We start from the raw sequence: 19,025 nt of genomic DNA, 5'->3' as shown, positions 1-19,025 counted from the left end.
GTAGAATGTCGGGTAAGCCGCCGCTATTTTTCACCTTGTGCAAATCAACAAAAAAGTAAGCATAGCTGTAGCTACGTGAGTCTTTTTTTGAGAAGCACAAGGTAGAAAGAGCAAGGCTTGGGCCGTCAGACTATGCTTGACTTGACACTAGTATTGGATTGATATAAAAACGCCCAAATTTGGTGTGCTTCAGGCCAAATTTGGGCGTTTTGTTTGTGAATTTGTTGTGCTTTTAGATGAATGTGAAAGAAATTAGTTCAAAATTTTGATATTATCAATGCAAAACATTTCAGGTGTGATCATTTCTCCATCTTGATTGTTCCTGCTTGAAGAAATGGAAAACTGAACCTTATTTACAGCATTGAGTTCACTAAGGTCGATTTCTGTCCACTCCTTTACAATATAGTCTCTTTTGTTATTCTCAAAGCGATAATCTGCAAGATAAAATTGTATCTTCCCTGTAATGTTTCCAACTGAATTTATCCCTGTTAATGTAACTTTACACCAATCAGGATCTGAGCTTGTGCTTCCACCCATTCTCTCGAAATCATCAGTACCGAACCTCAGCATATAATAGGCCAAATTAGTATTGTTGATTTCCAGTGATTTTAGCTCATGGTCATCATCGTCCGAAAATTGCATGGTTGGGATGAATTCAGCGGCGTCGTTTGGCTGACTTATCAATCCAAAGATGTTATCACTGTTTACTCCATTGTATGTGCTAAATACCTGAATGGACTCCGGTTCAGATGAATTACTTTGTATGTTGCTGTAGCCAAATCCCTGCCAGGTTTCATTATTCTGATAATTATTTGGAAAGAAAACCTCTCTGTGTGTAAAACCATCAATGGCCGTTTCTCCAATCCAAAAAGTATCTGTTTTCTCTGTTAGCTGTAAGTTTTCAAAATCAGCGAGAACAATCACATCCACCGGAATGGTCATTGAATCTGCTCCATTTGGGGTGGTTACTCTGAATAAATACTCAATCGACCCAAGTTGAGTGGCTGAGTCCAAAAGAAATTGTTCATTGGTGTTTAAAATTTCACCATTCTTTTCCCATTGGTAAGAAGCATCAAAATTATAAGTTATTCTGGGTTCCAGTTTTATAGTATCGCCAAGACTAACTTCAATTTCATTTCCTTCTCCTGCCAGAAATATTTCAGGGGGTGGAATATTCTTTTTCTGATCTGAACAGGCTCCAAAAACTACTGAAAAAGCCAATATTTTTCCAATAGATGAAAGACCATTGCCTTTAAGTATTGTTTTGAACATAGATTTGCTAAACTAGGATGGTTTTGATAAAAACTACAATGAAATTAACTCATGGCAGTTGCTATTTTTGACTTTTTAGATAATGGTCTATGAAACCGGGCAGGTCTTCTACAGCGATCCGTTTTCCTACTATTTTTTTGTCTTCTCCCAGAACATAAATCATTGGGGTGCTTTTAATGTCATAGTATTCCCTGAATTCAGTGTGCCGATATGGATCCCAAACATTAATGAAGTCATACAACTCATGTTCTTCAATGAATTTTCCCCATTCGGGCTGGTTTCCTTGTGTATATATGGCAAATACTTCAACACCTTTATCCATGAGCTTTTCATGGTATATATCATTTAATTTGGGGATGGCTTTCTTGCAATGCCCGCAATCGGTCTCCCAAAAGACAAGTACTGTTGCAGGTGCCACAATTTCGTGCAAACGGTGAAATTGTCCTTTGTAATCCTGCATTTTAAGATCATGGGCTTTATTTCCTAATAACGTTGGTTTGATCTCTTTTACACGGGTTTCAAGTTTTTCCAGAAACTCTTCATCCGCCCAGTCAGCCTCTCCTGATAAATAATACTTTTCCGCCAGGCCAACCAGTAACCTATCCATTCCCATGATTTGGCTGTCGTTAGCAAAATTAAAGAGGTAGGAAACAAGAAAACGAAACATCTCATCATCGGGTCTTGATTGCTCAATGATTTCAATACTTTCTTTGAGCAGTGTATCCGGAATTTGAGGTAAAACGGAGGAAAAATAATTCTCCAGCTTACGCGCAAAAAACGGGGTTCTTAAAAACCTGTTGTCCGATAAGTCCAAATTCTCGAAGTAATGATTTTTGTAATAATTGTATTTTTTTATTCTAATAACGGAATCTGAATTTGTCATACTTTCCGGAGCTTCAAACTCTGGTATTTCGACTTCCTGGATGCCCTTAAGAAAGACTGCAAGCATTGTTTCGGGGTTTTCTCCAATGAGTTGCTCCCATTTTTCTTTCACTTTTTCATTTATGTCCTGAAGTTGAGCCTGTAATTGCTTCCCTTCCGAAGTTTTAGGACCTGCTTCCTGCAGTTTCTGCTGAAGGGATTTGGCCTCATCCTGACGAGCCATGATGAATTTTTGGTATTCGTTGAATTTTTTGGTTTGTTCAGCTCCCTGTACAGACATTGATCTTACTAAATTTGCGGTTTCGGCCGATACAGTGAATTGCTGGTCATCCCCGATAAGCAGGTCAAAGTAATTTTTGCTTGGAAGGTAAACCACATAAATACCTTCGGGAAGAGGTTCTTCTCCTTCAAATACAGCCCTGCCATTATCATTAATTTGAGTCGTGTCATCAACATACATGCGCTGATTAAAGTAATGCCCCAGAATCAGAGAAGTATCCTTCAGGGCATCAATCGTTATCTCAATGTTATAACCTTTAGTCTGTTGATTTTCCTGGGCAACCAAATTATTTGCAAAGGATAAAAGGAAGCAAAGCAGACTAAATAAAAATATATTTCTCATTACAATAGATCGTTAGATTTTTAGATACAAGATTTAAGAGGAACCATGTTATACTAATAACCAAAGCTTTGAAGTAACCATGTGTGTAATTCCAAGAATTAGATTTATAGTATTCTACAAAAGTTTAACGGAGTATTATCATTCGGTTCTGTTTTTTACAATTTCGAAAAAATTTATACCGTGGCTGTTTTCGATTCAAGCCATGTCCTTTCTTCCTCGTTAAGTGCAGGAGATAATTTTTCACAGACTTTTTTATGATAATCGTTAATCCATGCTTTTTCTTCCGAATTAAGTATTTCACTTTTTATTAAAGAAACATCTATGGGACAAAGCGTCAATGTCTCAAATTCAAAAAATGTGCCGAAATCAGAATCTCCTGCTTCTTTGGTTAAAACCAGGTTTTCGATGCGAATTCCGTATTCCATTGGGCGGTATAATCCTGGTTCATTTGAAGTAATCATTCCTTTTTCCATAAGGACTCCATTGTCTTGGGGCCTAATGCTTTGAGGGCCCTCATGTACATTGAGGAAATATCCGATTCCATGTCCGGTTCCATGTCCGAAATTGAGCCTTTCATTCCATAAAGGCTGACGTGCCAGTGCATCTAAATGTACGCCTCTTGTGCCTGATGGGAAAACAGCTTTGGCCAGTGCTATATGACCTTTTAAAACCAGGGTGTAGTCTTTCATTACCTGATCCCTGACAGGGCCTAATGCAATTGTTCTTGTCAGGTCTGTGGTTCCTGTTGGATATTGCCCCCCGGAATCAACCAGATAAATCCCTTTGGGTTTGAGAGGGGTGTCAGATTCGGGTGAAACATTGTAGTGAACAATTGCACCATGTGCGCCATACCCTGAAATTGTGCTGAAAGATTCACCTTTAAAATCCGGATTTTCATTTCGGAAATCATATAGCCTTTTGGCAGCCGACAATTCACTTACATTGCCTTTGGGAACTTCCTCCTCCAGCCATTTAAGAAATTTGACCATGGCCACACCATCATTAATCATGGTTTTCTTGATATTTGCAACCTCGGTGTTATTTTTTATCGACTTCAGATGGGTAATGATTCCTGTTCCTTCAACTTTGGGTATTGAAGATGGAATAGCTGAAAAAAGGGCCCAATTGTTGCGGTTTGGATCAATATATACAGTGGCGTGATCTGGTAACTCCTTTAAATGAGAATAGACATCGTTGTACAAATTAACCCGGATGTTGTCGTTGGACAACTGTTTCCCGATTGAGGTAGTTAGTTTATTGGGGTTGATAAAAAGCGAAACATAATCTTGAGAGATAATAAGGTATGCATGGAATACAGGATTGTAGGAAATGTCGGTTCCTCTAAGGTTCATTACCCAGGCAATTTCATCCAGCGCCCCGGTTACATAATGTGTTGCGTTTTTTACTCGAAGATTGTTTCTGACTGTTTCAATTTTTTCTTTCCGGGTTTTTCCTGCCAGAGTAGCAGGAAAATCCAATACAGGATTATCAGGAATTCCGGGTTGAGTATTCCAGACATCTTCGGGAAGTGAGTAACGGGTTTCCAGTTGAATTTGCTTTTGACGCAGGGTCCGGCTCATAGACCTTACTTTTTGGGCCGAAAAGCAAGTCCCGTTAATAGCTACTTTGCTTCCGGGAGATAGTTGAGCGGTAATCCATTCAATATAATCCGGAACATCCGGTAAGCCTTCTTTAACGAGTTTTACTCCTGTTCCTGCAAGTTGTTCTTCTGCCTGGAGGTAATATCTGGAATCTGTCCATAAATAAGCTCCATCTCCCCCCACAATAAGGGTGCCGGCAGAACCTGTAAATCCGCATAAATAATCCCTGACTTTCCAATGATCAGATAGATATTCACTTATGTGAGCATCACTTCCGGGAATGATACAAACATCAATCCCTTCAGAGGCCATTTTAGTACGTAATTCCTGTATTCGCTCTGAATAGTCTGGCATATCTTAATTTTTTTATTCTTCGATTATTATTTCTGCGTTTTCATTAAATAACACTATTGAGGCTTCACTTTGTTCATTGTTGATCGTACCGGAAAATGAAATTTTATCAAGTTCCCGGATTATCCTGAAGTTTTTGGCGGCATAGTGCCTGAACTGCCCGTTAGTTACTTCACCGTGAAGCGTGTAAGAGAGATTATTTGGCAAGGACAGATTAATTGGAGCATTGTTGTTGAAAATTGATAATTCTTTGAGGGTTGAAGATACAGATGAAATAATTAAAAGGCCATTTGCAATTTCAATATCACCGGTATCAGACAGGTTTTTTATGGAGGTGAAACAGAAATCCCCTTTTAAAGATAATCTTTTGATACTGCCAATACTAAAACGTGATGTGCTGGTTTTGATTTTAATTTTCCCCGCATTGAGAAGGTCAATTTGACAATATTTTCCGGATATTTCTCCGTCAATGATAGATTTAGTTTGGGCATTGACATTGTATAGATCCAATTTTGCATTTCTGATATTTACAAACTCAGCATCAACAAAGGAAAGATCGCAATTTAAACTGTCAATGGTTGCAATGCCTTTTTGCACTAACTGGCCGTATTCCAATTTTATGGTTTGATTTCCGGAAATTGAATTAATAGAGATGTCGCCAAACCGGTTTTTTATATCCAAAGCTTTTTGAGCAGGCATTTGGATGTCATAGTGAATGCTGAAAGGGTGGTTTGGTTGAAAACTATCTCCAAAATCAGTCCTTAAGTATAGATTCTGGCCACGTTCGCTTTTTCTGATATTTATTTTGTCCAAAATTTCAGAAGCAAATTCCTCTTCTGTCCCCTTTACAGAAATAAGAATTTTTACCTGGAACGTGTCTGCAGTGTTTGCAGATATCGTAATATTGCCATGCTCGTTGTTTACTTCAATGCCGGAGAATTGTTTTCCCGGAAAAACAAAGTTTTCCCTTTTTGTATAATCGTTAAGATTATCGTTTTGGGCATTAACGATTTCTGGAAGGTTAAAAGAAATCAGGCTAATAAAAATGAATAAAATGTATTTCATAGGAGTTATATGTTCTTCTGATGTTTTTGTACATTAAGAATTATTTATGTGTCTTTGCCGGGACTTAAACCTGTTTCTATATGAACATCACTGTTCCCGGAAAAAATGACCTTCTTAGGATTGTAAGACATAAACGCAGACGATGTCAAATTTTTTATAACAATACTCCGTTAAACTTTGGTAATGCACTGCAAGCCAGTGATTTGTATTTGCAGGCGTTTATTTGTTAAAATACAGAATATAAATATTTTACAAATCATCTTACATCTTACCTGTCTGCCGTCAGGCAGATATCTAAAATTCTAACGATCTATAGTAATAAAGTAATCTTTTAAATTACTGCAAAAGTCACCCATCGCCATTTGCATACATTATTCTGCTAAAATAATGAAAAAGCAGTGAAAGGGAAATAACCGAGCTGTTCTGATAAATAAAAAAAAGTTTAACTGCTTCGTATTATGAATTATTGTTGCCACCGTTTTTGGAATTATAATGGTTGATAAAAAAAATCAAAGAATGGTAATTTCCATTATACACCGTAAATAAGGATTGCTTTTTAATTTAGACCTTTTTATTTTTAACAAGATAAGGCTAATTCGGGGAAAAGGGAGGGGATATAAGAGGTTAATACCTGATCATACATCCTTTTTTTTAGGTCGGTTATCGTTCGAAAATGGTATGATCGTCAAAACCATGGCGATTTTGAAATCTTATTAACGATTTCGGGCGTATTAACAAAAACAAAGCAAAAAAGGAAAGATGATTAAAGAGCAGCAACTGGTAAAGGCCCTGGATAATTCGGAGGGTATAATCGTGATAACTGATTCTGAAGGACACATTTTATTTGTCAATAAAACCTTCGAAAAAATATATGGCTACACTAGGGATGAAGTTACAGGTAAAAGGCCCTCTATATTAAAAAGCGGCTTTCATTCTAAAGCTTTTTATCAAGACTTGTGGGCAACAATTTCCTCCGGGAAGAGTTGGAATGGGGATTTAATAAATCGTTCCCGAAGCGGAGAACTTATTGTGGAAAAGGCCTCAATTTCACCAATTTTTTCCGATGATGAGGACAAAATTACCGGATATGTTGCAGTCAAACATAATATCTCCGAGAAAAAACGTCTCAAGGAACAACTGGAGGCCAAAGAGCAATTATTTGAGAAGCTTTTTGAAAATTCCCCGGTGGGAATTTTTGTAATGGAAGCGTTGGAGTCTGAAAATGAAATATATGACTTCCAGATAAAACGTGCCAATTTGAGGTCTTCCGTTATTTTCAACCGAATTTCTTTTATTGATTGCAACCTATCCTTTATTCTTGGGAATATTAATATCCGGCGTATTCTGCAACAACATAAAACCATTCAGCAGGGGGAGTTGGTTTTTGAGTGGAATAGTGTTCTTAAAGATAAAATAATTGAGTTCAAGTTGTTTAGCCTGGGAACCAGTCAATATTGTTTGTTAGCCAGTGATATCAGTTCTCAGCTGGAGATGGAGAGAAAACTGAAGAAAAGTGAAGCTCATTTGCGGGAGTTAAATGAAACCAAAGATAAAATTTTCAGTATTATTGCTCATGATCTGCGGAGTCCTTTTCAGGCTATTATTGGTTTTGCCACACTGCTTAATGACGGGATGGGCAATAGTTCCATTGAAGAACTCAAGGATATGTCGGCTCAGATTACGGATGTGTCCGAAAAAACGTACAAACTACTTGATGATCTGCTTACATGGTCCAAATCCCAGCTTGGACAGCTTTCCCCGGTTTTGGTTTCCCTAAACCTCTATGAGCTGGTTGAGAAGGTTATGGGGCAAATGTCTATGCTGGCAAATAAGAAAAAAATTGAATTGGTTAACGGGATCAACAAAGATATTGCCCTCACTCTGGATAAGGATATGTTAGAATTTGTGATACGTAATTTGGTTCACAATGGTATAAAGTTTACCAATATTGGAGGGGAGGTTAAATGCTATTCCTCAATTGAAGACGATAACGTATTTATACATGTTAAGGATACAGGAATTGGCATACAACAAGCCAAGCAAAAAGGGATTTTTTCTCTTTCCGGAAATTTGTCTACCAATGGTACCAGTGAAGAGGCCGGAACAGGCTTGGGGCTTATGCTTTCTCGCGAGATGGTGGAGCTAAATGAGGGGCAAATAAGTTTGGAAAGCAATCCCGGAGAAGGTTCTTGTTTTACTCTTTCTTTTAAACGCCACTAAATTGTTATTCCCTTAGGCAATGAGGAAGCAACCTAAAACCACTTTTTTCGCCTGAAGTAAATCACCATTACAATGGCCACTAAAATCATTGCTAGCCAAATCATTGGATAACCATACTTCCAGGATAATTCAGGCATGTTTTGAAAGTTCATTCCATAAATACCAGCCATGAAAGTAAGGGGAATAAAGATGGTGGCCACAATGGTCAGTACTTTCATTACTTCATTCATCCGGTGTCCCTGGTATGAAAAAAACAGGTTTGTTGATCCTTCTGCGCGAGTGAGGTTAATATCTGTTTCATCAATCAACAGAAGAAGCTGGTCTTTTAAGTCTGAGAAATAAGGGATAGTGGAATTTTTGATTTGTTCTGTTTGACCCTTTTCTGTAGTTACAATTGCCTCTTTTAAAGGGATGATGGCTTTTCTAATGGAGAAAAGGTTACGTTTTAAATCTTCCAGCTTAACAATGTATTCAGGCTTTGGCTCTTTCATGATAAGAGAAGGTAGTTCTTCGAGTTCGCTTTCCATTCGCTCAAGCGTGGAATAACAATTCCCTGTAATGGCATCCAACAGGAGATATAGTAAGAAATCGGCTCCGTTTTTTCTCACCAAACCTTTGTTTTCCCTGATTCGTCCCCTGATGTGCTCAAAATGATCTCCTATTTTTTCCTGAAATGAAAGCAAAACATTGCCTTTTAGAACAAAGCTGATGTTCTCTGATTCGACATTGCCTTGTTCTGAAGGCAAAATCGATTTGACAGAAAAATAGAGAAAATCGGGGTGTATGTCAATTTTTGGTCTTTGTGTTGTATCAACAATATCTTGTATTACCAGATTGTCAATAAAGAATTTGGATGCAATTCTTCGGATTAACTCAGTGTCATGGATGCCATGAATGTTAATCCATGTTACTTCATGACTTTTTTCGTCAACAATTTCTTCTATTTTGCTGAAATCACCTTTGGTGGCAAATTCGCGGACATTTCTTTTGTCGTAATTGAAGATCTGAATTGACGGTATGTCAAGAAACTTTTGCCCCACAAATTGTATGCGGGGCTCAACCAGCCTTCTTTGTAAGTGAAACCTGGGCTTAATCATTTCTTGCTGGCTTTGAGTTCCTGTGTAAGGGCAACCATTTTTATGGCAGTAATTGCACCTTCGTCTCCTTTATTTCCGTGCTTGCCACCGGCCCTGTCTAATGCCTGTTGTTGGTTGTCGGTGGTTAAAACCCCAAAAATTACAGGAATTTTGTGTTTGACGTTCAGCTCTGTAATACCTTGGGTTACACCCTGACAAACATAATCAAAGTGAGGGGTATCCCCTTTAATAACACAGCCCAGGCAAATTATGGCATCTACATCGGTGTGTTTGATGAATTGCCTGGCTCCGTGTGTGAGTTCAAAACTTCCAGGTACATGTGCTACTAAAATGTTTTCAGCTTTGGCTCCATGTTTTTCCAGAGTGGAGTAGGCTCCGTTCATTAGTTCTTCAGTAACATCGGGGTTCCATTCAGAAACCACAATCCCAAACTTCATTTTTTCTGCTGATGCAACTAGTGAGGCATCATATTCTGAGAGATTTTTAAGATTTGTAGCCATATCTAAGTGTTTAAATTAAAAAAGGTTGCCTGTGCTGACAACCTTTAATATAATGAATTCAAAAACATTTGACAAAATTGAGTTTCCGATTTGAAAAGTTATCCGGAAATCTTAACTCTGGTAATATATTTGTCAATTTGACGAGCTTCGAAGCTGTTCTCGTATTCCTCTTTGATTTTGGTATAAGTCTCTAATGCATTTTCATTCTGACCAGCTTCTTCGTAAAGAAGTCCAAGCTTAAACAGATAAAGAGGTGCTACAAGTTCGTTGTCAAGGCTTGAAGCTTTTTTATACCATGCAATGGCTTCTTCTGTATCTCCCATCTCAAGGTATGCATCACCGGTTGCCCCTTGTGCCGTAGCATTTAAAACGGGCTCTTCGGTAGAAAAGTCTTTTAAATAATCAATGGCTTCTTCGTAATTTTCCAGATTTAGGTAACAAACGCCCGCATAATATTCTGCCAATTCGCCAACATCAGTTGCACCATATTGGTCTATTACATCCAAAAAGCCCAGATTCATTCCGTCCCCATTTAGTGCGAGGTTGAAACTATCGGTTTGGAAATATTGCTGAGCCTGGAATACCTTTTCCTGAGCTTCTTTTTGAAGTGGTTGCATGTACAGCTTTTTAAAAGCCCAGTAGCCGCCTACAATAATAATCAGGGCAATTGCTGCAAAACTGATCAGCTTTTGGTTGTCTTCAATAAATTGTTCGGTTTTAGTCAATGCCGATTCAACATTCTCAAAGCTGTCTTCGTGTTGTTGGTTCTTTGCCATATCTTATTCGAATTTTTTTTCGTAGGCAAATGTAATTCTTTTCAATATTATTCAAAACAGGGTTTGATAAATTTTTTGTAAAGAGGCCTGTTTCTCTTTTCCGATTGATTACTTTTGTCCTTCAGAAAAACAAAATGGTTATTGATCTCATAGATCTGTTTTCTCTGATCTTGTTTTTCCGGTTTACTTTTTTGTATATGTATTTGAAGCATCTTAACATACTGAATTACAAGAATATTTCGCAAGCTGAGTTACCTTTTTGTGATGGTATCAATTGTTTTGTCGGACCTAATGGAGCCGGAAAGACAAACTTGCTGGATGCTGTTTATTATCTCTCCTTCTGCAAAAGTTATTTTAACTCTGTTGATAGTCAGAATATTTGTCATAGTGAGGACTTTTTTGTGATTCAGGGAGGATTTGATCGAAGCGACAGTGATGAACAGATTTATGTAGCGTTAAAACGAAATCAAAAGAAACAGTTTAAGAGAAACAAGAAAGAATATTCAAGGCTTTCCGAGCATATTGGTTTACTTCCCCTGGTAATGATTTCACCATCTGATGAAAGGTTGATTGTAGAAGGGAGCGACCAGCGACGAAAGTACATTGATAGCGTTGTTTCTCAGTATGATAAATCTTACCTGGAAAAGATTATCCGTTATAACAGGGCTCTGCTACAGCGAAACACTTTGCTAAAAAAAAGTGACAGGCTTAACTCCGGATTGAACGCACAATTGGATGTCTGGGATGAACAAATGGTTTTATTGGGGGAAAAAATATTCGATGAACGTACTGCTTTTATTGAGCAGTTGGTGCCTGTTTTTAGGGATTTTTATGAGCATATTTGTGGAGGGCATGAGGCTGTAGATATAGTTTATATCTCGCATTTTCAAAAAGGGGACGTTCTTGAAATGTTGCGTGAAAACCGTGAGAGAGATGTGATTTTAGGATATACAACCAAAGGTGCTCACAAGGATGATTTGCAATTTCTTTTAAGTGGAAAGGCCGTTAAAAGAGAAGGCTCTCAAGGTCAAAAGAAATCTTTTCTTATTGCTTTGAAATTGGCACAATATGAGTTTCTTTCCCGCTTTAACGGCTTTGGCCCTATTTTGCTTTTGGATGATGTTTTTGATAAGCTTGACCAGGAGAGAGGAAACCGATTGATTCAGCTTGTATCACAAGATCGATTTCGTCAAATCTTTATTACCGATACTCAGAAAAAACGCCTTGGAGAGATTGTCGAAAAAACAGGCAAAGAAAATCGCTTTTTCGAAGTGGTGGATGGTGCCGTGAAAATTCAGGAATAATGTATTACAGAAAAAAGGATAACAGGAAAAAATCTGTCCAGCCTCTGGAGGATATATTGAAAGAAATTGTCGGAAAACCGTCTATCTCCAAGGGCATATATCATTCACGTATTCCAAAAGCCTGGAAGGAAGTAATGGGACCCTCTGTTGCCCGTGTGACGAAAAATGTTTGGTTCCGTGAAGGGGTGGTTTATGTTACGCTTCACAGCAGCATTATCCGAAATGAATTACTGATGCATCGGGATAAAATTGTGAGCAATTTAAACGATTATATCGGTCAGCCCGTGGTTAAGCAGTTGGTGCTCAGGTAGTGTGTCTTGGTCTTTTTCCGTTGCCCTGGTAGCCGGGCTGTTTCACGAATCAATCTCTTTTACTTCCACAAGGATTTTTCCTTCTTTTACAACATCATCCTCCTTCACATTAACATTGGTTACAATCCCGTTTATTGGCGATTTCAGTTCATTTTCCATCTTCATTGCTGATAAAACCACCAGGTTTTGATTTTCTTTAACAGGATCTCCGGGAGCAACTTTGATAGATAAAACTTTTCCGGGAATAGGTGCCCTGACTTTTTCATTCTTATTTCCACGCTTCTTACCACTGTTGGCGAGGGGTGTTGCAGGAGCTATCTCAATATTGAAAGATTGGTATTGTGTATTTACGGTATAGAAATCTTTCTGCTCGCTTTTAATTATCTCCATGTTGTGGCTGTTTCCATTATGAATGACAGAATACACCCCGTGCTCAACTTTTTCTATGTCAAGAGAATACTCCCGGCCTCCAATGGCTACCTGAAGAATAGGTCCCTCACGCTTAATGACTTTTATTTCTTCCTGATGTTTACCGTTTTTGGCAATTACTTTCATATGATATTTTTTGGCAATTATTAACCTCTCAAATTAAGAAGCTCATCAATCACTTGTGTTGTTTTTAATAGATAGCTTAGTTTTCGGTCTAAAAGGGATTGAACCTGTGCAGACGACCATACTCTTTCCAGTTAGATTTTTGATATTGATGAGTAGTGAACTTTAGTCTCTTGTCAGTATTGGATTGATGATCAACATAGGCCATGATCATTGCCAAATCTTCACATTCCTGTTGACATTTTTCCCCTTTTAATAAATAATCTTCATTATTGGCAATGAAATGCGTATCATACTTCCCTTCTCTAAATTCAGGAGTGTTCATTATACGTTCCAGAAACTGAATGTTTGTTTTAACGCCTGTGATTTTGTATTCGTAAAGGGCTCTTTTCATGCGTTCAACGGCTTCCTCCCGGTTTTGGGCCCAGATAATAAGTTTGGAGATCATGGGGTCGTAGAAGACGGTTATGTCATAGCCTTCATAAATGTATCCATCGGTTCTTACACCAAGGCCAAGGGGCTCAGTTATGTGTAACACTCTGCCAGCACCTGGCATAAAATTATTGTCCGGGTCTTCAGCGTAAATTCTGCATTCAATGGCATGTCCCAGTTTACGGATATCTTGTTGTTTAAATGCCAGAGGTTCTCCATTTGCAATTCTTATTTGGGCTTTTACAAGATCAACGCCGGTAGTGCGTTCGGTGATGGGATGTTCTACCTGAAGACGTGTGTTCATTTCGAGAAAGTAGAAATTCATATCGGCATCAACCAGAAACTCAACAGTTCCGGCCCCGGCATATTTTACTGAGGCGGCTGCAGCAACAGCCCTGTCGGTCATTGCCTTTCTGACTTCCTCGGTGATGAAAGGGGAAGGGGTTTCTTCAACTACTTTTTGATGTCTTCTTTGCACAGAACATTCACGTTCAAAAAGATGTACCACATTGCCATGTTCATCTCCCAGAATCTGCACCTCGATGTGATGTGGGGATTTAAGATACTTTTCTATGTAAACAGCGTCATCTCCAAAGGCATTTAAGGCTTCCGACTTTGCTCTTTTTATTGCATCATTCAGCTCTTCCTTGCTCTCAACAAACCTCATTCCTTTACCTCCGCCACCAGCAGAAGCTTTTATCATTATGGGGTATCCTGTTTTTTCAGCAATTTTTTGATTTTCTTCATCGTCGTCTGACAGTTTATCAGATCCCGGAACAACAGGAACTCCGGCTTTAATCATTAGTTCCCTGGCTTTCATTTTATCTCCCATGGTACGAATCGCTTCAGCTTCAGGACCAATGAAGATTAAGCCTGCCTGACGGACTTTCTCTGCAAATTCTGCATTTTCTGAAAGGAAACCATAGCCTGGGTGAATGGCGTCAACCTCACTCTTTTTTGCAATCTCAAGAATTTTTGGAATGTTCAGGTAGCTTTGTCCGGAAGGCCCCGGACCAACAAGCCATGCTTCATCTGCATAGCGAACATGCATAGATGTTCGGTCCGGTTCTGAATAAATGGCAACACTTCTGATCCCGGATTCCCTGCAGGAGCGAATGATGCGCACAGCAATTTCACCTCGGTTGGCAACAAGAATTTTACGAATCATAGGAAAGGCATGTATTTAAATTTGGTTCAACATTGTTAACAATTTGAAGTAATTTAGGTTCAAAAAGGCTAGTTGAGATGGTTGGTTAGGTCTTTTGAATATTGGTTTTGAAGAACCGTTCTCAAAATAAGAGGAAAAGGGTATCCGTGTAATTAAGAATAAGTATAAATAGGTCTTTATAGGTGCATTTATTAAACCAAAACAAGGCATATAACCTTATATTGCAAAAAAATAATTTTAAAAGTCTATAACTATGCTGAACAAGAAAGTTGAAAAGAAGCTTGTAGAGCAAATTGAAAAAGAAGGATACTCATCAAGTCTTTATTTGGCTATGGCCAGTTGGGCTGAGAATAATGGTCTTGAGGGTACTGCACAATGGATGTATGCTCAATCTGATGAGGAGCGTATGCACATGCTTAAGATTGTGAAATATGTTAATGAAAGAGGAGGACAAGCAGTTATTAGTTCTTTTGACCGTCCGCCGTCCGAGTTCAAAAATGTCAAAAATATGTTTGACCAGGTTTTTGAGCATGAACAAAAAGTAACTGCTTCAATTAATGACATCGTTGAAGTTTGTCTTAATGAAAAGGATTTTACTACACATAACTGGTTGCAGTGGTTTGTAAACGAACAAATTGAAGAAGAAGCCTCAGTTTCTGCAATCATTGATAAGCTTAACTTGTTGGGTGACCATAACCTTTACTTATTTGACCGGGATATTATGGGACTTCGCGGACAGCAGCCGGCAAGTATGGAATAATACATTTATTAAATTAATATTGGAGAGTGCCTTGTTTTTGAAATAGGGCACTCTTTTTTTGTCACAATGAGTCTTGAAATTTCATCTCGTGCTATTTTCAATACTCTGTTATCCAGAGGGGCCGGGATTGTAAGAGACTGAAAACACTTGTTTGTAATTAAAGGCATGTTTGAGTTACAATACTCCGTTAAACTTTTACAATAGATTCGTAATTAATTGATTATAAGAGTACTCTTTTTGAGTTAATGTGCAGAATTTCAGAATGATACGAATTGTCTTGCATCTAATATCTAAAAATCTAACGATCTATTGAGTTGAAAATCTTATTATTAGTGCGATATGGCTTGGCTTAATTCTTATATATATGAGGGAATTTTCTTTAGGTTTGTATAGCCAGGGTTGATTGCTTGTGAATTGTTCAGAAAATATCTTTTTCCTATATCTAAATATCTGCCAGTGTATTATTATATTTAGAACAATAAAGGTCCGGATTATTAAAAAGGTATAATATGATTCAACGAGATTACATTCTGCGAATGATCGAAGAAATTGGAAGGTTTATTGCCAGGCTTTCCGGGATGAGAGACAAGAAATTGGCACACCAGGGATATGAAGAGTTTCTTTCTTTTCTTCTTGCGCATTACAAACTGTCAGAAGGGGATATTTCATTAGAGAATATGGATTGTCTGGAAGAAAAACTAAAAGTTGGGTTTGATAGTTATCCTGATGAACTTGGTCAGCTATTGTCCGGAGGCGCTGAAATGGCTGGATCCATTGAGAAGGGGAGTGTTGCAGAAACGTTATATTTACTGGCATGGATATCATTGAATAAAGCTGAAGCTAATACCCAAACCTTTCGTTTTGAGCGACAGGTTGAAATGAGTGCTATCAAGGACAAGTTGATATTGATGGGGATTAATGTGGACTGAAAAGCTGTTGATATTTTGCTGGCGTTAATAAAAAAGCCTGCACACCTCAATCAGTGGCAGACTATAAAATAAGTTTTGTTTAAATCGGAGGGTGATTATCCTCCCGATTTTTTGGTTCTTGTGAATCCGTCCTTTTGCAGGTGATCGAAAATCTTGTCGCGGAAATCTCCCTGAATAAGAATCTCCTGATTTTTTACTGAACCTCCGGCACCGCATAGATTCTTTAATTTTTTTCCAAGCGCTTCCAGGTCTTCCTCTTTTCCCTCGAATCCGGTGATTAGTGTCACTGTTTTACCCTTTCTTTGCTTTCTGTCAAGCATAATTCTCAGGTTCTGTTTCTCAGGAGACAAGGTTTCCTTTTCTTCTTCCTCGATATAATCATCAGGGTCGAAATTCGGATTAGTACTGAACACCATTCCTCCCTGCTTTTTGTTTTTCTTTTTACTCATGGCAATTTCACTTTTGATTAACACAAAAATAGAGGATATTTTTTAGAAGCCAAGATTGTGTGTTTTGATATAAAAAATCATTCCTGATTCATCTTGTTTACAAACAAATAAATTAAGTCTTATTTTTATGCATTGTAAATACGAAGGGTTGGGGGAGGTGCTTTTTGGGTGCCAAAAAGGTTATTGTTACTTTTGCATTCAATTTTTTGTCAATAATGTGCTGACAAACTCAGGCAAAAACCTGAAATATTAACTTACCTAAAGCTGAAATGAAACGTTCATGATTTTTAAATCATTAAAATTATAGAAGAGATTGATTGATAAATCATGAAAAGTTACATCCGGCCAAATGATTAAAATAATTTTAAACGGATGAATAAAGTTGTAAGTAAAGATTATTTTTCAGAGAATGTTGTTCGATTAGAAATTGAAGCGCCAAGAATTGCTAAATCCCGGCGGGCCGGTCATTTTGTGATTCTGCGTGTGGATGAAAAGGGGGAACGCATTCCTCTTACCATTTCTTCATCGGATACGGCAAAAGGCACCATTACATTGGTGGTTCAAAAAGTGGGTGTTTCGTCCAAAAAACTCTGTGCCCTGAAACCTGGAGATTGTATTTCCGATTTAGTAGGACCATTAGGGCAGGCTACAGAAGTGAAGAAAACAGGAACTGTATTAGCTTGTGGCGGGGGTGTCGGAGTGGCGCCATTGTTGCCCATAGTTGAAGCCAATAAGAAAGCCGGAAATAAGGTTATCTCCATAATTGCTGCCCGTAGTAAAGATTTGATTATTCTGGAGGATCAAATCAGAGAATTTTCTGATGATGTAATTGTTATGACCGATGATGGTTCGTATGGAGAAAAAGGGTTGATTACTGAAGGAATGGAAAAAGTTATTGCTCGTGAAAAAGTGGATGAGGCTGTCATAATCGGTCCTGCTATTATGATGAAATTTGCATCTGAAGTGACCCGAAAACATGAAATCCCATCCATTGCCAGTTTAAATACCATTATGGTTGATGGAACAGGTATGTGTGGTGCGTGCCGTGTTACTGTAGATGGCAAAACTAAGTTTGTTTGCGTAGATGGCCCCGAGTTTGATGCGCATAAAGTAGATTTTGATGAAATGTTGATGCGTCTTAGCGGGTATAGGGATTTTGAAAAAGAGGCCAACGAAAGGTATCAGAAAGATCAATAGTAAATTGGGGTTATATGGATAAGAAAGATATATTGAAGCAGGAACGGGATGCTTTCTGGCGTAAAGATATAAGAGGAAAGATCAAAAATAAAGATCGAACCGGGCTGGAGCGGGTAAGTATGCCAGAGGAGGATCCCATGATTCGTCGCCGGTCATATGTTGAGGTAAATAAAGGATTGACACCCGAAACAGCCATGCTTGAAGCAAGGAGATGTTTAGACTGTGCGAATCCTACCTGTATTCAGGGGTGTCCGGTTGAGATTAATATTCCGAAATTTGTAAAGAATATTGAGCGGGGTGAGTTTCTTGAAGCAGCAAAAGTTTTAAAAGAAACAAGTTCCTTGCCGGCAGTTTGCGGGCGTGTTTGTCCTCAGGAAAAACAATGTGAAGCCAACTGTTTTTATATTCTGAGATTAGCAAAGCCAGCCGTTGCCATTGGTTATCTTGAGAGATTTGCAGCAGACTATGAGAGGGAAACCGGCAATGTTTCGGTTCCTGAAACTCAGCCTTCAAAGGGTTTAAAAATTGCATGCATCGGTTCAGGCCCTGCCGGTTTGTCCTTTGCCGGGGAAATGGCGAAACGGGGATATGATATTACTGTTTTTGAGGCGCTTCATGAAATTGGCGGTGTTTTGAAATATGGCATTCCCGAATTTCGTTTGCCAAACGATGTTGTAGATGTTGAGATTGACAGTCTCAAAAAGATGGGAGTTACCTTCGAGACCAATTTTATTGTTGGTAAAACTTCCACAGTTGAAGATTTGAAAGAGGAGGGGTTTAAAGGATTTTTTGTGGGTAGCGGAGCAGGGCTGCCCAGGTTTATGGGTATCCCGGGTGAAAATCTGGTGGGCGTGCTCAGCTCCAATGAATATCTTACCCGGGTGAATCTTATGGAAGCCAATAAAGAAGAGACAGATACACCTATTTTGAAAGGGAAGAAGGTGGCTGTGATTGGTGGTGGAAATACGGCCATGGATTCAGTTCGTACTGCCTTGCGATTAGGAGCAGAGAAGGCGATGATTATTTATCGTCGTTCAGAGGAAGAGATGCCTGCACGGGTAGAAGAAATCAAACATGCCAAAGAAGAAGGTGTGGAGTTTCTGAATCTTCAAAATCCTATTGAATATGTTGGCGATGCCAAAGGCTATGTGCGTCAGATAAGAGTCCAGAAAATGGAGCTTGGCGAACCTGATGCCAGTGGGCGACGGAGGCCAATTCCTGTTTCAGGATCTGAATACCTGTTGGATGTTGATACAGTGGTTGTAAGTGTGGGGGTATCTCCAAATCCTTTAATTCCACAGTCACTTCCGGATCTGGAAACCACCGATTGGAGAACCCTTGTTGTTGATGATGAATCGCTTCATACGTCTGTTCCTTACATGTATGCCGGAGGGGATATTGTCAGAGGCGGTGCTACTGTGATTTTGGCTATGGGTGATGGAAGAAAAGCGGCTGAGGCAATGGATCAGGAGTTTTCTGTTATCAATGAGAGAGCATCTATAAAAAAGGGGTAAGCCCAATAATTCAGTAACTTCCC

At 38.7% G+C, this 19,025-nt stretch carries 17 protein-coding genes; 7 read left to right on the top strand and 10 right to left on the bottom strand.

Annotated elements, in window-relative coordinates; genetic code table 11:
* Positions 1–252: 252 nt before the first annotated feature.
* The 4 genes from DDZ16_RS03800 to DDZ16_RS03785 form a co-directional block, all read right to left on the bottom strand.
* Positions 253–1,272, bottom strand: coding sequence for a DUF4465 domain-containing protein (locus DDZ16_RS03800; protein WP_109263100.1), 1,020 nt, complete (start codon positions 1,270–1,272; stop codon positions 253–255).
* Positions 1,273–1,333: 61 nt separating this feature from the next.
* On the bottom strand, positions 1,334–2,776 hold the full coding sequence (locus DDZ16_RS03795) for a redoxin domain-containing protein (RefSeq protein WP_109263099.1): 1,443 nt from the start codon (positions 2,774–2,776) through the stop codon (positions 1,334–1,336).
* A gap of 173 nt (positions 2,777–2,949) precedes the next feature.
* Entirely contained in the window at positions 2,950–4,731 is a 1,782-nt protein-coding gene (locus DDZ16_RS03790; protein WP_109263098.1) for an aminopeptidase P family protein, read from the bottom strand.
* Between the two features lie 12 nt (positions 4,732–4,743).
* The gene (locus DDZ16_RS03785) at positions 4,744–5,793 is read right to left on the bottom strand and encodes a hypothetical protein (RefSeq protein WP_109263097.1); all 1,050 of its coding nucleotides are present in this window, start codon (positions 5,791–5,793) and stop codon (positions 4,744–4,746) included.
* A 759-nt stretch (positions 5,794–6,552) separates the two neighbouring features.
* Here DDZ16_RS03785 and DDZ16_RS03780 point away from each other — a divergent pair.
* Positions 6,553–8,013, top strand: coding sequence for a sensor histidine kinase (locus DDZ16_RS03780; RefSeq protein WP_109263096.1), 1,461 nt, complete (start codon positions 6,553–6,555; stop codon positions 8,011–8,013).
* Between the two features lie 32 nt (positions 8,014–8,045).
* On the opposite strand, the gene corA is transcribed toward DDZ16_RS03780, so the two are convergent.
* From corA to DDZ16_RS03765, 3 genes are all read right to left on the bottom strand, one after another.
* Positions 8,046–9,110 (bottom strand): magnesium/cobalt transporter CorA, encoded by a 1,065-nt coding sequence (corA, locus tag DDZ16_RS03775; RefSeq protein ID WP_109263095.1) that lies wholly within the window; start codon positions 9,108–9,110, stop codon positions 8,046–8,048.
* Positions 9,107–9,610, bottom strand: a complete 504-nt coding sequence (gene ribH, locus DDZ16_RS03770; protein WP_109263094.1) for a 6,7-dimethyl-8-ribityllumazine synthase — start codon at positions 9,608–9,610, stop codon at positions 9,107–9,109. The genes corA and ribH overlap by 4 nt, the downstream gene beginning before the upstream one ends.
* 98 nt (positions 9,611–9,708) lie before the next feature.
* Positions 9,709–10,386, bottom strand: a complete 678-nt coding sequence (locus DDZ16_RS03765; protein WP_109263093.1) for a tetratricopeptide repeat protein — start codon at positions 10,384–10,386, stop codon at positions 9,709–9,711.
* Between the two features lie 134 nt (positions 10,387–10,520).
* On the opposite strand from DDZ16_RS03765, the gene recF reads away from it, so the two are divergent.
* Both recF and DDZ16_RS03755 read left to right on the top strand, forming a co-directional pair.
* The gene (gene recF, locus DDZ16_RS03760) at positions 10,521–11,690 is read left to right on the top strand and encodes a DNA replication/repair protein RecF (RefSeq protein ID WP_232526543.1); all 1,170 of its coding nucleotides are present in this window, start codon (positions 10,521–10,523) and stop codon (positions 11,688–11,690) included.
* A complete protein-coding gene (locus tag DDZ16_RS03755; protein WP_109263092.1) occupies positions 11,690–12,001 on the top strand; it encodes a DUF721 domain-containing protein in 312 nt (103 codons plus the stop codon). Before recF ends, DDZ16_RS03755 begins: the two co-directional genes overlap by 1 nt.
* Positions 12,002–12,043: 42 nt before the next feature.
* On the opposite strand, the gene DDZ16_RS03750 is transcribed toward DDZ16_RS03755, so the two are convergent.
* Together DDZ16_RS03750 and accC are read right to left on the bottom strand one after the other, a co-directional pair.
* Positions 12,044–12,556, bottom strand: a complete 513-nt coding sequence (locus DDZ16_RS03750) for a biotin/lipoyl-containing protein (RefSeq protein WP_109263091.1) — start codon at positions 12,554–12,556, stop codon at positions 12,044–12,046.
* 88 nt (positions 12,557–12,644) lie between these two features.
* The gene (gene accC / locus DDZ16_RS03745) at positions 12,645–14,153 is read right to left on the bottom strand and encodes an acetyl-CoA carboxylase biotin carboxylase subunit (protein WP_109263090.1); all 1,509 of its coding nucleotides are present in this window, start codon (positions 14,151–14,153) and stop codon (positions 12,645–12,647) included.
* Between the two features lie 253 nt (positions 14,154–14,406).
* On the opposite strand from accC, the gene DDZ16_RS03740 reads away from it, so the two are divergent.
* Together DDZ16_RS03740 and DDZ16_RS03735 are read left to right on the top strand one after the other, a co-directional pair.
* On the top strand, positions 14,407–14,913 hold the full coding sequence (locus DDZ16_RS03740; protein ID WP_109263089.1) for a ferritin: 507 nt from the start codon (positions 14,407–14,409) through the stop codon (positions 14,911–14,913).
* A gap of 509 nt (positions 14,914–15,422) precedes the next feature.
* Positions 15,423–15,842 carry a hypothetical protein gene (locus tag DDZ16_RS03735; RefSeq protein WP_109263088.1) on the top strand — a complete coding sequence of 140 codons (420 nt, stop codon included), beginning with the start codon at positions 15,423–15,425 and terminating at the stop codon, positions 15,840–15,842.
* A gap of 95 nt (positions 15,843–15,937) precedes the next feature.
* On the opposite strand, the gene DDZ16_RS03730 is transcribed toward DDZ16_RS03735, so the two are convergent.
* Positions 15,938–16,291 (bottom strand): translation initiation factor, encoded by a 354-nt coding sequence (locus tag DDZ16_RS03730; RefSeq protein WP_232526542.1) that lies wholly within the window; start codon positions 16,289–16,291, stop codon positions 15,938–15,940.
* 372 nt (positions 16,292–16,663) lie between these two features.
* Here DDZ16_RS03730 and DDZ16_RS03725 point away from each other — a divergent pair, with 372 nt between their 5' ends.
* Together DDZ16_RS03725 and gltA are read left to right on the top strand one after the other, a co-directional pair.
* Positions 16,664–17,488 carry a sulfide/dihydroorotate dehydrogenase-like FAD/NAD-binding protein gene (locus tag DDZ16_RS03725; RefSeq protein ID WP_109263087.1) on the top strand — a complete coding sequence of 275 codons (825 nt, stop codon included), beginning with the start codon at positions 16,664–16,666 and terminating at the stop codon, positions 17,486–17,488.
* 14 nt (positions 17,489–17,502) lie between these two features.
* The gene (gene gltA / locus DDZ16_RS03720) at positions 17,503–19,002 is read left to right on the top strand and encodes an NADPH-dependent glutamate synthase (protein ID WP_109263086.1); all 1,500 of its coding nucleotides are present in this window, start codon (positions 17,503–17,505) and stop codon (positions 19,000–19,002) included.
* Positions 19,003–19,025 lie beyond the last annotated feature (23 nt).

The sequence above is a fragment of the Marinilabilia rubra genome (assembly GCF_003121985.1).
Taxonomy (GTDB): Bacteria; Bacteroidota; Bacteroidia; order Bacteroidales; family Marinilabiliaceae; genus Marinilabilia; species Marinilabilia rubra.
This window is presented reverse-complemented; position numbering and strand designations above follow the sequence as displayed.

Excerpts from the sequence above, each read along its gene's own strand:
- DDZ16_RS03800 (WP_109263100.1), bottom strand. The coding sequence starts at position 1,272 with ATGTTCAAAACAATACTTAAAGGCAATGGTCTTTCATCTATTGGAAAA.
- DDZ16_RS03795 (WP_109263099.1), bottom strand. The coding sequence starts at position 2,776 with ATGAGAAATATATTTTTATTTAGTCTGCTTTGCTTCCTTTTATCCTTT.
- DDZ16_RS03790 (WP_109263098.1), bottom strand. The coding sequence starts at position 4,731 with ATGCCAGACTATTCAGAGCGAATACAGGAATTACGTACTAAAATGGCC.
- DDZ16_RS03785 (WP_109263097.1), bottom strand. The coding sequence starts at position 5,793 with ATGAAATACATTTTATTCATTTTTATTAGCCTGATTTCTTTTAACCTT.
- DDZ16_RS03780 (WP_109263096.1), top strand. The coding sequence starts at position 6,553 with ATGATTAAAGAGCAGCAACTGGTAAAGGCCCTGGATAATTCGGAGGGT.
- corA (WP_109263095.1), bottom strand. The coding sequence starts at position 9,110 with ATGATTAAGCCCAGGTTTCACTTACAAAGAAGGCTGGTTGAGCCCCGC.
- ribH (WP_109263094.1), bottom strand. The coding sequence starts at position 9,610 with ATGGCTACAAATCTTAAAAATCTCTCAGAATATGATGCCTCACTAGTT.
- DDZ16_RS03765 (WP_109263093.1), bottom strand. The coding sequence starts at position 10,386 with ATGGCAAAGAACCAACAACACGAAGACAGCTTTGAGAATGTTGAATCG.
- recF (WP_232526543.1), top strand. The coding sequence starts at position 10,521 with ATGGTTATTGATCTCATAGATCTGTTTTCTCTGATCTTGTTTTTCCGG.
- DDZ16_RS03755 (WP_109263092.1), top strand. The coding sequence starts at position 11,690 with ATGTATTACAGAAAAAAGGATAACAGGAAAAAATCTGTCCAGCCTCTG.
- DDZ16_RS03750 (WP_109263091.1), bottom strand. The coding sequence starts at position 12,556 with ATGAAAGTAATTGCCAAAAACGGTAAACATCAGGAAGAAATAAAAGTC.
- accC (WP_109263090.1), bottom strand. The coding sequence starts at position 14,153 with ATGATTCGTAAAATTCTTGTTGCCAACCGAGGTGAAATTGCTGTGCGC.
- DDZ16_RS03740 (WP_109263089.1), top strand. The coding sequence starts at position 14,407 with ATGCTGAACAAGAAAGTTGAAAAGAAGCTTGTAGAGCAAATTGAAAAA.
- DDZ16_RS03735 (WP_109263088.1), top strand. The coding sequence starts at position 15,423 with ATGATTCAACGAGATTACATTCTGCGAATGATCGAAGAAATTGGAAGG.
- DDZ16_RS03730 (WP_232526542.1), bottom strand. The coding sequence starts at position 16,291 with ATGAGTAAAAAGAAAAACAAAAAGCAGGGAGGAATGGTGTTCAGTACT.
- DDZ16_RS03725 (WP_109263087.1), top strand. The coding sequence starts at position 16,664 with ATGAATAAAGTTGTAAGTAAAGATTATTTTTCAGAGAATGTTGTTCGA.
- gltA (WP_109263086.1), top strand. The coding sequence starts at position 17,503 with ATGGATAAGAAAGATATATTGAAGCAGGAACGGGATGCTTTCTGGCGT.